The following is a 12258-nucleotide window of genomic DNA, read 5'->3' on the forward strand; positions in this document are numbered from 1 at the left end:
GCGCTCCCCAAAATTCCCACGCAATCGGCAATCCCTTCCTAGACTCAATAGGCCCCGGCCTACCTCGGGGCTTGGTCTAGGAAGAGAGAGCCGCTATGTCCTTGTTGCCGTCCCTGAGCCAACTGCAAGACCCCAATGCTTTCCTGCGCCGCCACCTTGGCCCCGATGCCGCCGAGCAGCACGCCATGCTCGAAGTGCTCGGCGTTGCCAGCCGCAGTGAACTGATCGAACAGACGGTGCCGCCCGGCATCCGCTTCAATCGCCCCCTCGACTTGCCTCCGGCCCTGGATGAACAGGCTGCGCTGGCGCGCCTGCGTGGTTACGCCGAACAGAACCAGGTGTGGACCAGCCTGATCGGCATGGGCTACCACGGCACGCGCACGCCCACCGTCATTCTGCGCAACGTGCTGGAAAATCCCGGTTGGTACACCGCCTACACGCCCTATCAGCCGGAAATCGCCCAAGGTCGGCTGGAAGCCTTGCTGAATTTCCAGCAGATGGTCATCGACCTGACCGGCCTGGACCTGGCCAATGCCTCGTTGCTGGACGAAGCCACCGCAGCGGGCGAAGCCATGGCCCTGGCCAAACGGGTGGCGAAATCGCGCAGCAACCGGTTCTTCGCCGACGAACACTGTCACCCACAGACCCTCTCGGTGCTGCAAACCCGCGCCGAAGGCTTCGGCTTCGAGCTGGTCGTCGATTCGCTGGAAAACCTGGACAAGCACCAGGTGTTCGGCGCGCTGCTGCAGTACCCCAACACCCACGGCGGGGTGCACGACCTGCGCCCGGCGATCGAGCATTTGCACGGGCAGCAGGCGATCGCCTGTGTCGCCGCCGACCTGCTCAGCCTGTTGCTGCTGGCGCCGCCGGGCGAGCAGGGCGCTGATGTGGTGCTCGGCTCGACCCAGCGTTTTGGCGTGCCCATGGGCTATGGCGGGCCGCATGCGGCCTATTTCGCTTGCCGTGACGAATTCAAGCGGGCCATGCCCGGGCGCATCATCGGCGTGTCGAAAGACGCTCGCGGCAGCCTGGCGCTGCGCATGGCCCTGCAAACCCGCGAACAACACATCCGCCGCGAGAAGGCCAACTCGAACATCTGCACCGCGCAGGTACTGCTGGCCAATATCGCCGGCTTCTACGCCGTCTATCACGGCCCCGACGGGCTGCGGCGCATCGCCCAGCGCGTGCACCGGCTGACCACCATTCTTGCCGTTGGCCTGGAGCGCAACGGCGTCAAACGGCTGAACGCGCACTTCTTCGACACCCTGACCCTGGACGTCGGCGGCAGCCAGACGGCGATCATCCAGAGCGCCGAGGCGGCGCGGATCAACCTGCGGATTCTCGGTCGCGGGCACCTCGGCGTCAGCCTCGACGAGACGTGCGACGAAACCACGGTGCTGCGCCTCTTCGACATCTTCCTCGGCGCCGACCACGGCCTGCAGGTTGATGCACTGGACGGCGAAGACCTGCCCGCCGGCATCCCCGCCGCGCTGCTGCGCCAGTCCGATTACCTGACGCACCCGGTCTTCAACCTGCACCACAGCGAAACCGAGATGCTGCGCTATCTCAAACAACTGGAAAACAAAGACCTGGCGCTGAACCAGTCGATGATCCCGCTGGGCTCCTGCACCATGAAGCTCAACGCCAGCAGCGAGATGATCCCCATCACCTGGCCGGGGTTTGCCGACCTGCACCCGTTCGTGCCGCTGACGCAGGCGGCGGGCTACAAGGCGATGATCGATGAGCTGGAAAGCTGGCTGTGCGCGATCACCGGTTTCGATGCCATCTGCATGCAGCCCAACTCCGGCGCGCAAGGCGAATACGCCGGCCTGCTGGCGATCAGCAAATACCACCGCAGTCGCCAGCAGGGGCAGCGCGATATCTGCCTGATCCCGGCGTCGGCCCACGGTACCAACCCGGCGTCGGCGCAGATGGCCGGCATGCAGGTGGTGATCGTCGCCTGCGACACGGCGGGCAACGTCGACCTGGAAGACCTCAAGGCCCGGGCGGCGGAGGCCGGGGAGCGGCTGTCCTGCCTGATGGCGACCTACCCCTCGACCCACGGCGTTTACGAGGAAGGTATCAGCGAGATCTGCGAAGTTATCCACAGCCACGGTGGCCAGGTCTACATGGACGGCGCCAACCTCAACGCCCAGGTCGGCCTGGCGCGACCGGCGGACATCGGCGCCGACGTCTCGCACATGAACCTGCACAAGACCTTCTGCATTCCCCATGGCGGCGGCGGCCCGGGCATGGGCCCGATTGGCGTGCGGGCGCACCTTGCGCCCTTCGTTGCCAGTCACCCGGTAGTGCCGGTCCCTGGCCCCGATCCGCAGAACAGCGCGGTCAGCGCCGCGCCGTGGGGCAGCGCGAGCATCTTGCCGATCAGTTGGATGTACATCGCCATGATGGGCCCGCAGCTGGCCGACGCCAGCGAGGTGGCGATTCTCTCCGCCAACTACCTGGCCCAGCGTCTCGGTGGCGCATTCCCGGTGCTCTATCGCGGGCGCAACGAGCGGGTGGCCCATGAATGCATCCTCGACCTGCGACCGTTGAAGGCCGAGACCGGGATCAGCGAGGAAGATGTCGCCAAACGCCTGATGGACTACGGTTTCCACGCGCCGACCATGTCCTTCCCGGTGCCTGGCACGTTGATGGTGGAGCCCACCGAGAGCGAGCCGAAGGCCGAGCTGGACCGTTTTGTCGAAGCGATGCTGAGCATCCGCGCGGAAATCGCCGAAGTGCAGAACGGCAACTGGCCCGCCGAGGACAATCCGCTCAAGCGCGCGCCGCATACCTTGGCGGATGTGCTGGCGCGGTGGGACCGGCCCTACAGCATCGAGCAGGGCGTGGCGCCCAGTGCCCACGCCCGGGCGCACAAGTATTGGCCCGCGGTGAACCGGGTCGACAATGTCTATGGCGACCGCAACCTGTTCTGTGCCTGTGTGCCGGTGGAGGATTACCGCTGAGGGAGGGCGGGCGACCCGCGTGGATCGCCCGCAAGTGTCACTCGGTGATTGCGCTGTTGCGCGCCAGGATGGCGTTGGCCAGTTCCATGTCGCTGGCGTTCAGGCTCGGGTTTTCCACGCGGGCCTGGCGCAGGGCGGCTTCGAGGAACGGACCGCAGATCGCGCCTTCGCTGGCGACGAAGCTGCCGGCATCATCCTGCGCGGCGGCGACCAGCTTGTGGTCGCGGGAGGTCAGGTAGGTCGAGGCGGTGGTCGCGCCCGAAGAAATCACGTTGCGCCAGAAGGGATCGGCCATGGCCGAGGCCGAGGCGAGGGACAGCAGGGTGAGGGTGGCGATGGCAAAGGGGCGACGCATGATTCCAGGGCTCCGGGGGGTTTTGGGTAGGTCATCGCGACGGTTCGGCGCCCCGACAAGCTCGCTCCTACAGGGGTTTGATGTCGGTTTTGTAGGAGCGAGCTTGCTCGCGATGCTTTAGACGCCGAATTTGGACATCGGCCCCGCAACAAGTTCCCGATGGCACTACGCCGAAACCCGATCCACCTCCACCGCCGTGGTTACCCCCGCCGCCACCTTGCGCAAGCCGTTCTCGCGCAGGTCGAACATGCCCTCGGCCCGTGCCCGCTGGCGCAAACTCGTCAGGTCGCAGTCCCCGTTGATTAGCGCCTTGAGCCCGTGACTCACCGTCAGCACTTCATACAGTCCCGTACGCCCCTGATAGCCGGTCTGCCGGCATTCCTTGCAGCCTACCGCGCTGGCCTCGCCCGGCGCCTTGCACGCGACACACAGCGTGCGCACCAGCCGCTGGGCGACCACGCCCACCAGGGTCGACTTGATCAAATAATGTGCAACGCCCAGCTCCAGTAACCGGCCAATCGCACCGCTGGCATCGTTGGTGTGCAGCGTGGACAGCACCAGATGCCCGGTCAGCGCCGCCTGAATCGCCACTTGGGCGGTTTCCAGATCGCGGATCTCGCCCACCATGATGATGTCCGGATCCTGGCGTAGCAGCGCACGCACGCCGTTGGCAAAACCGAGGTCGATGCCGGGCTGCACCTGGGTCTGGTTGAAGGCCGGCTCGACCATTTCGATCGGGTCTTCCAGGGTGCAGACGTTGACCTGCGGCGTGGCCAGTTGCTTGAGGGCGCTGTAGAGCGTGCTGGTCTTGCCCGAGCCGGTGGGGCCGGTCACCAGGATGATGCCGTGGGGCTGGCGCAGCATGGCCTGCCAGCGGCTCAGTTCGTCGCCATCCAGGCCCAGGCCGTTGAAGTCCTGGCGCAGCAACTGTGGGTCGAAGATGCGCATCACCAGCTTTTCGCCGAAGGTGGTCGGCAGGGTCGACAGGCGCAGTTCCACCTCGTCGCCGGCCGGGGTGCGGGTCTTGATCCGGCCGTCCTGCGGCCGGCGTTTTTCCGCGACGTTCATGCGCCCGAGGCTTTTCAGGCGGCTGGTGATCGCCAGGGTCACCGCGGGCGGGAAGGAATAGGTGTCGTGCAGCACGCCGTCGATGCGCAGGCGCAGCCGGCCCTGTTCGCGGCGGGGTTCGAGGTGGATATCGCTGGCGCGTTGCTCGAAGGCGTAGTGCAGCAGCCAGTCGACGATGCTGACGATGTGCGCGTCGTCGGCATCGTGCTGGCCGTCGCCCAGTTCCAGCAACTGCTCCAGATCACCGCTGGCGGGGGCCGGCATGTCCAGGTGGCTGGCGCCGTTGACCGAGTGGGCGAGGCGAAAGAAGTCCTGGCTCAACTGGCGAATCCGTTCGGGGCTGGCGACAACCCGCAACACCCGGCGTTTGAGCACCTGGGCCAGGTCGGTCTCCCAACTGCGCACATATGGCTCGGCGCTGGCGACGGTGACGCTGTCGCGGTCCTGGGCGACGGCGAGAATGCCGTGTCGGCGGGCGAAGGCCGCGGACATCAGCCCGGTCATTCCGGCGAGGTCGATGCTCAGCGGGTCGAGGCGCAGAAACGGCTGTCCGGCCTGCTCGGCGAGCCACTGGCACAGGCTGTCCAGGTCCAGCGTCTGGCCGGGACGTTGCAGATCATCCAGGCGCTGGCGGGCGATGCATTCGAGGGGATGGTCGGTGCGTGGGGCAACGCTGAAGTGCTGGCGGGCCTGTGGCGCGATACGCCGTTGGGCGATCAGTTCATCGAGCAGGCTGGAAAGGTCCAGCGTGCGGTCGGTGGCGGGGGCGGGCATGCGACGTCCTTGTGTGCGCTTCGAAGCAACCAAGGCTAGCCGTCGTGGCGCGCACCGTCGGGACGCAAGCGTTGCCGGGTTTATCCGTGCCAGCCGGCCCGCTGTGGAGTGGACGGCAGCAGCGCGGTGAGCACGGCCACTTCGCAGACACACACCAGATTGCGCATTTTTTGCGCAATCAACTGGGCGCGGTTCCAGTTCAGGCCGTCGATGGCGATGTCGATGTGCAGCAGGTCGGCTTCCTGGCGCATGTTTACCCCATGCGGCATCAAACATTGCAGGGCAAACAGGTTGAGCACTCGGCACAGGCTGTCCGACTCGGCTTCGGCTTGCAGCTGGTAGTGGTAGCGAACCTTGTTGTTCTCGTTGCAGGCAACAGCGGGTTCGAAAAGCTGCGGGGCGGCGAAGTGGTCAGGCCGTTCGAGTACGGTCATGGGTGTTCTCCAAAAACGATGGAGGAATTTTTACACGGCGTGTCGGAGATTATTTTCCTATCATTGGCCGATACGAGCTTTTTTCGAATTGTTCAATTCGTCCATGTGCACACGAGAGAAATAATCATGCAAGTCGAGCTGGACACTTACGACCGCCGCATCCTCGCCGTGCTGCAAGAGGACGCCTCGTTGTCCAGCGCGCAGGTGGCAGAGCGGGTCGGGCTTTCGCAGTCACCGTGCTGGCGCCGCATTCAGCGTTTGAAGGACGAGGGGGTGATTCGTGCCCAGGTGAGCCTGCTCGATCGCAAGAAGGTGGGCCTGAACACGCAGATTTTCGCCGAGGTGAAACTCAACGCGCACGGGCGCTCCAACTTCGCCGAATTCACCGAGGCGATCCGCGGGTTTCCGGAAGTGCTGGAGTGTTATGTGCTGATGGGGGCGGTGGATTTTCTGCTGCGGATCGTCACCTCGGACATCGAGGCCTACGAGCGCTTCTTCTTTGAAAAGCTGTCGCTGGTGCCGGGGATTCAGGAGGTCAATTCGACGGTGGCACTGTCGGAGATCAAATCCACCACCAGCCTGCCGCTCATGCGGTGAGCGTTGTCGCGGGCAGGTGTTGAAACCTGCCCGCGACCCTGGCTTATTTACGCGCCAGTTGTTTCCAGCCGCGGCACTGGGCAACGGCGAAGGCTTGCTGGACGCGGGCGTCGAGCACTTCGTCGCTGATCGGCAGGCAGGCCAGTTGTTGCAGCTTGCTCAGCTCGCCGTAGAGGCGGTCCAGTTCCGGCACTTCCAGCACGTCGCGGGCGTGGTGCAGCCAGGCCAGCAGGCGCTCGATGCGCGGCAGTTGCTCGGCGAGGTCTTCCGGTTGCTGCTGGTACAGCGGCAGTTGCAGGGCCTTGGCCTCGTCGCCGAATTCCACGGTCAGCCAGCTGGCAAGAGGTGCTGCGCCCTGGCGGTCGCCGCGCTTGTTGCGGTCGACGGTCCAGGCGCGGGCCAGCAGCCAGCGCGAGGTGTCGAGGGAGAACTGGCCCCAGCGGGTGTCGAGCAGTTCGTCGGCGAACTGCTCGGGCGCGGCGCGGCGGACGTCTTCGTCGTCATTGCCGGCCAGGACCACGGTGCGCCAGTCTTCCAGCAGGGCGTCGAGGCTGCCACGCAGGGCGCGGGTGGTGGCGCGCGGTGCGGCCTGGCCGAGGCTGCTGGCGAGGCCGCGCAGCTCGGCGAGGCACTGCACCCAGTCCTGCAGCAGGCGCCAGTGGCCGTTGTAACGGTATTGCTCGGCCAGGCGCTGGCTGCTGCCGAGCAACTGCCAGGCGATGGCGGCAAAGGCGTCGTCCAGCGTCATTTCCGGGGTCAGCTCGGCGGCGGGCAGGCTGAGCTGATAGCTGGCCGGATCAAGCAGACGGTAGCCGCGCTCGGCCTTGCTGATATCGCAAGGGAACAGCGGCAGCGTTGCCGCCAGTTCGGCAGCCAGCTCCAGCAGGGCTGCTGGCTCGCCTTCGCGCAGTTCCAGCTCCAGCTCGCAGATTTCTTCCTTCTGCTTGCCGACGATAACGGTGCCGAGGTCCAGGGCGGCTTCGATCACCACTTTGGACTTGCCGCGGCCCCAGGCGATGTCGGCGTATTCGCGGACGAAATCGGTGGTGAACAGCGGCTTGATGGTTTTCTTGTCCAGCTCCGCCAGTTCGGCGGGCCAGCACTGGTCGTCGAGCTTCTTCAGGTCCAGCTTGGCCTTGGGCAGCTCCCACTGGAATTCATTGCGCTCGGACAGGCCGGCAACGCTCTGGCCGCGGGTCTTCAGGGTCTGGATCACCACGTCGCCGTCGCGGCGCAGGCGCAGGGCGACTTTGGCTGCAGCAAGATCGCGCTCCGGGGTGTCGAAGTACTGGTTGAGCAGCTCACGCTGCTGCCAGCCGGACTTGTTGCGCTTCTTCAGCAATGGGTGCTCGCGCAGCGCAGCGAGGGTCTCGCGGCTGATCCGCAGTTTGATTTCGGTTTCTTTGTTCATTGCTGGGTAACCAGAAGGGCGGGGACGTCTTGGCCGTGCAGTGTACAGGACTCGACCGCTCGCGGTTTATTCAAGGTGGCCGATGGCCCTATGATGGGCCTCGTTTCCAGGAGAACGCGCATGCCGCTGCCATCGCTCAAGGACCAGTTCGCCGCGTTGATCGCCGCGCCCTCGGTCAGTTGTACCCAACCGGATCTGGACCAGTCCAACCGCGGGGTGATCGATCTGCTTGCCGGCTGGCTCGGCGACCTGGGTTTCACCTGCGAGATCCAGCAGATCACGCCGGGCAAGTTCAACCTGCTCGCCAGTTACGGCAGCGGCCCCGGCGGGCTGGTGCTGGCCGGGCACAGCGACACGGTGCCCTACGATCCGCAATTGTGGAAAAGCGACCCGCTGACGCTGACGGAAGTCGGTGATCGCTGGGTCGGACTCGGCGTGTGCGACATGAAGGGCTTTTTCCCGTTGATCATCGAGGCGGTCCGGCCGCTGCTCGACCAACCGTTCCGGCAGCCGCTGCTGATTCTGGCGACTTGTGACGAAGAAAGCTCGATGTCCGGCGCCCGCGCCCTGGCCGAGGCCGGCCGCCCGCTTGGGCGCGCCGCAGTGATCGGCGAGCCGACCGGGCTGAAGCCGATCCGTCTGCACAAGGGTGTGATGATGGAGCGCATCGATATTCTCGGGCGCAGTGGCCATTCGTCGGATCCGTCTTTGGGCCACAGCGCCCTGGAAGCGATGCACCAGGTTATGGGCGCCTTGATGGAGCTGCGTCAGCAATGGCAGCGCGAGTACAACAACAGCCAGTTCAGCGTGCCGCAGCCGACCCTGAACTTCGGCTGCATCCACGGTGGCGACAATCCCAACCGGATCTGCGGCCAGTGCGCCCTGGAATTCGACCTGCGCCCGCTGCCGGGCATGGACCCGCAGGTGCTGCGCGCGGCGATTCGCGGCAAGCTGGCGCCGCTGGCCGAGCAGCATCAGGTGACGATCGACTATGCGCCGCTGTTCCCGGAGGTGCCGCCATTCGAACAGAGCGCCGATGCGGAACTGGTGCAACTGGCCGAACGTCTTACCGGTCATGTGGCCGAGGCAGTAGCCTTCGGCACCGAAGCGCCTTATCTTCAGCGCCTGGGCTGCGAGACCCTGGTCCTCGGCCCCGGTGATATCGCCTGCGCTCACCAGCCCGGCGAGTACCTTGAACTGTCACGCCTGGACCCTACAGTGCGTGTGTTGCGTGAGTTGATCCAACATTACTGCCTCAGCCCGGCCACCGGCCGCTGAGCCACCTTGCCTTGCAAAGGAGAACGCGTGTGACGCCTTGCCTGCTGCGACGATAACCCTTCGAGCGCTGTTGCTGTTCCGTTCTTGTCTTCATTTCTACAGGCTCAGGTTATGCCCGAATACGTCAATTGGCTGCGTCATGCTTCGCCTTACATCAATGCTCACCGGGACTGCACCTTCGTGGTCATGCTCCCGGGAGACGGGGTCGACCACCCCAACTTCGGCAATATCGTCCACGACCTGGTGCTGTTGCACAGCCTCGGGGTTCGTCTGGTGCTGGTGCACGGCTCCCGCCCGCAAATCGAAAGCCGCCTGAGCGCCCGCGGTCTCAGCGCCCACTACCACCATGGTTTGCGCATCACTGACGCGGCGACGCTAGAGTGCGTGATCGATGCGGTGGGCCAACTGCGCATCGCCATCGAAGCGCGGCTGTCCATGGACATGGCCGCCTCGCCGATGCAGGGCTCGCGGTTGCGGGTGGCCTCGGGCAACCTGGTCACCGCACGGCCGATCGGCGTGCTGGAGGGCGTGGATTATCACCACACCGGTGAGGTGCGCCGGGTCGACCGCAAGGGCATCAGTCGCCTGCTGGACGAGCGCTCCATCGTCCTGCTGTCGCCGCTGGGCTATTCGCCCACGGGCGAAATCTTCAACCTGGCGTGCGAAGACGTCGCGACCCGCGCCGCCATCGAGCTGGAGGCGGACAAGCTGCTGCTGTTCGGCGCCGAGCCGGGTCTGCTGGACGCGACGGGGCGTCTGGTCCGGGAAATCCGTCCGCAGCAGGTGGCGCCTCACCTGGAACGCCTCGGCTCCGACTACCAGGCCGAGCTGCTGGACGCCGCCGCCGAAGCCTGCCGGGGCGGCGTGGCACGCAGTCATATCGTCAGCTACGCCGAGAACGGCGCGCTGCTCAACGAGCTGTTCACCCGCGAAGGCGGCGGCACGCTGGTTGCGCAGGAGCAGTTCGAACTGGTGCGGGAGGCGGCGATCGAAGACGTCGGTGGTCTGCTGGATCTGATCAGTCCGCTGGAAGAGCAGGGGATTCTGGTGCGTCGTTCCCGTGAGGTATTGGAGCGCGAGATCGAGCAGTTCAGCGTGGTAGAGCGTGAAAGCGTGATCATCGCCTGTGCGGCGCTGTATCCGATTGCCGATTCCGATGCGGGTGAGCTGGCGTGCCTGGCAGTGAACCCGGAGTATCGCCACGGCGGTCGCGGTGATGATCTGCTGGAGCGCATCGAGACGCGGGCGAGGGCGTTGGGGCTGAAAACGCTGTTCGTGCTGACGACCCGGACGGCGCACTGGTTCCGCGAGCGCGGATTTGTGCCGAGCGGGGTCGAGCGGCTGCCGGCGGCGCGGGCGTCGCTGTACAACTATCAGCGCAATTCGAAGATTTTCGAGAAAACTTTGTAGGTATTGCGCCCATAAAAAACGCCGCCTGATCAGGCGGCGTTTTCATTTACACGGTATGCAGGTACCAGTTGTACTCGAGGTCGGAGATGGAGTGTTCGAACTCCTCCAGCTCGCTTTCCTTGCACGCGACAAAGATGTCGATGTACTTCGGATCGATGTACTTGTTGAGGATCTCGCTGTCGTCCAGCTCGCGCAGGGCATCACGCAAGTTGTTCGGCAGGCTCTGCTCAACCTGTTCGTAGGCGTTGCCTTCGACCGGCTTGTTCGGCTCGACCTTGTTGGTCAGGCCGTGATGCACGCCCGCCAGCACGGCAGCCATCAACAGGTACGGGTTGGCGTCGGCACCGGCTACGCGGTGTTCAAGGCGCACAGCGTCCGGCGTGCCCGTCGGAACGCGCAGGGCCACGGTGCGGTTGTCCAGACCCCAGCTTGGTGCGTTCGGCACATAGAACTGGGCACCGAAGCGACGGTACGAGTTGACGTTCGGGCAGAGGAACGCCATTGACGCTGGCAGGGTCTCGAGCACACCGCCGATCGCATGACGCAGCGCGGCGTTCTGCTCGGGATCCTCGCTGGTGAAGATGTTCTTGCCATCTTTGTCCAGCACCGAGATATGAACATGCAGACCGTTGCCCGCCTGGCCCGGGTAAGGCTTGGCCATGAAGGTGGTGTCCATCTCATGGTCGTAGGCGATGTTCTTGATCAGGCGTTTGAGCAGCACCGCGTAATCGCAGGCCTTCAGCGGGTCGGCGACGTGGTGCAGGTTCACTTCGAACTGCGCGGGGGCACTTTCCTTGACGATGGCGTCAGCCGGAATGCCCTGCTCCTTGGCACCTTCGAGGATGTCCTGGAGGCAGTCGACGTATTCGTCGAGGTCGTCGATCAGATAAACCTGGGTCGATTGCGGACGTTTGCCGGAAATCGGCGAGCGTGGCGGCTGTGGACGGCCGTTCACGTTTTCCTGGTCGATCAGGTAGAACTCCAGCTCGAACGCGGCGCAGATGGTCAGGCCCATCTCGTCGAACCTGGCCACCACCTGACGCAGGACTTCCCGCGGGTCGGCAAAGAACGGCGCACCTTCGATTTCGTGCATGGTCATCAGCAGCTGCGCGGTAGGGCGCTTCTGCCAAGGTTCGTTGGAGAGTGTGTCGGGGATTGGATAGCAGATGCGGTCGGCGTCGCCGATGTCCAGGCCCAGGCCGGTGCTTTCGACCGTGGAACCGTTGATATCCAATGCGAAGAGGGAGGCCGGCAGGTTGATGCCTTTCTCGTAAACCTTGTGGAGGCTGGTGCGCTCAATGCGCTTGCCGCGCACCACACCATTCATATCTGCAATCAGAAGGTCAACGTAGAGAACCTCAGGATGTTCCTTAAGGAACGCGTTCGCTTCGTTAAGCTGAACGGCACGCGGGGGTACCGACATGATGCAACACCTTTGTTGTTAAAAATATCAATCAATGGGGGCTTGCAGGCCCAGTCAATCGGAAAGCCCGAATGAAGTCAAGCAAGCCCCATGATGCCCTAAAAGGGCGCCACAGCGGCATTTTTGCTGCAATTCAGGGCATCCACAAGCGCTGCTTTCGTCGTGAAAGGGGTGAAACGAGTAAGCCGTATTTTATTTTTTACGGGGTGGTTGTGTAAAAAAATGAACAAGGCTAAGCTCGGTCGCAACCCATAACATCAATAATACCGGGGGTTACATGTCACGCCTGTCGATCATTGGCGACACCGGCTGCCCTGTGCGGGCGGGTCTGGATGCCATTTCCGCGAGCAGCGAACGCTATATGCCAGTAGCGTTGGCGCCGGCCAAAATAGTTGACGGCCAAGGCGACGTGTTCCCGTTCGTTTCATCTACTCATACTGCCTTTCATCACTATAGCGGGCTCCTCTGCATCACGGGCAACGCCGGTGACGCATTCTCCTCGCGCGCCTTTTGCTTTGGGCCGTCGGGGCATCCAGAAT

Annotated in this window: 9 protein-coding genes; 4 read left to right on the plus strand and 5 right to left on the minus strand. The window is 64.2% G+C overall.

Annotated elements, in window-relative coordinates:
* Window positions 1–95 precede the first annotated feature (95 nt).
* Window positions 96–2969, plus strand: coding sequence for an aminomethyl-transferring glycine dehydrogenase (gene gcvP / locus NTD88_RS28740; RefSeq protein WP_262153949.1), 2874 nt, complete (start codon window positions 96–98; stop codon window positions 2967–2969).
* 37 nt (window positions 2970–3006) lie between these two features.
* Here the strand turns inward: gcvP and NTD88_RS28745 are convergent, their stop codons facing one another.
* From NTD88_RS28745 to NTD88_RS28755, 3 genes are all read right to left on the minus strand, one after another.
* Window positions 3007–3324 (minus strand): DUF2388 domain-containing protein, encoded by a 318-nt coding sequence (locus NTD88_RS28745; protein ID WP_262153948.1) that lies wholly within the window; start codon window positions 3322–3324, stop codon window positions 3007–3009.
* A gap of 165 nt (window positions 3325–3489) precedes the next feature.
* Window positions 3490–5166: a GspE/PulE family protein gene (locus NTD88_RS28750; protein WP_262153947.1), complete on the minus strand. Its 1677-nt coding sequence runs from the start codon at window positions 5164–5166 to the stop codon at window positions 3490–3492.
* Window positions 5167–5246: 80 nt separating this feature from the next.
* The gene (locus NTD88_RS28755; protein ID WP_095156421.1) at window positions 5247–5600 is read right to left on the minus strand and encodes a hypothetical protein; all 354 of its coding nucleotides are present in this window, start codon (window positions 5598–5600) and stop codon (window positions 5247–5249) included.
* A 126-nt stretch (window positions 5601–5726) separates the two neighbouring features.
* On the opposite strand from NTD88_RS28755, the gene NTD88_RS28760 reads away from it, so the two are divergent.
* A complete protein-coding gene (locus NTD88_RS28760; protein WP_262191785.1) occupies window positions 5727–6197 on the plus strand; it encodes an Lrp/AsnC family transcriptional regulator in 471 nt (156 codons plus the stop codon).
* A gap of 43 nt (window positions 6198–6240) precedes the next feature.
* On the opposite strand, the gene NTD88_RS28765 is transcribed toward NTD88_RS28760, so the two are convergent.
* Window positions 6241–7608, minus strand: coding sequence for an inorganic triphosphatase (locus NTD88_RS28765; protein ID WP_262128811.1), 1368 nt, complete (start codon window positions 7606–7608; stop codon window positions 6241–6243).
* A gap of 120 nt (window positions 7609–7728) precedes the next feature.
* Here NTD88_RS28765 and argE point away from each other — a divergent pair, with 120 nt between their 5' ends.
* Together argE and argA are read left to right on the plus strand one after the other, a co-directional pair.
* Window positions 7729–8886 (plus strand): acetylornithine deacetylase, encoded by a 1158-nt coding sequence (argE, locus tag NTD88_RS28770; RefSeq protein ID WP_143501996.1) that lies wholly within the window; start codon window positions 7729–7731, stop codon window positions 8884–8886.
* A gap of 111 nt (window positions 8887–8997) precedes the next feature.
* On the plus strand, window positions 8998–10296 hold the full coding sequence (gene argA / locus NTD88_RS28775) for an amino-acid N-acetyltransferase (protein ID WP_095156417.1): 1299 nt from the start codon (window positions 8998–9000) through the stop codon (window positions 10294–10296).
* Window positions 10297–10342: 46 nt separating this feature from the next.
* Here argA and NTD88_RS28780 read toward each other — a convergent pair whose 3' ends face one another.
* Entirely contained in the window at window positions 10343–11719 is a 1377-nt protein-coding gene (locus tag NTD88_RS28780) for a glutamine synthetase family protein (RefSeq protein WP_095156416.1), read from the minus strand.
* Window positions 11720–12258: the final 539 nt, after the last annotated feature.

The sequence above is a fragment of the Pseudomonas sp. 20P_3.2_Bac5 genome (assembly GCF_025466035.1).
GTDB lineage: Bacteria > Pseudomonadota > Gammaproteobacteria > Pseudomonadales > Pseudomonadaceae > Aquipseudomonas.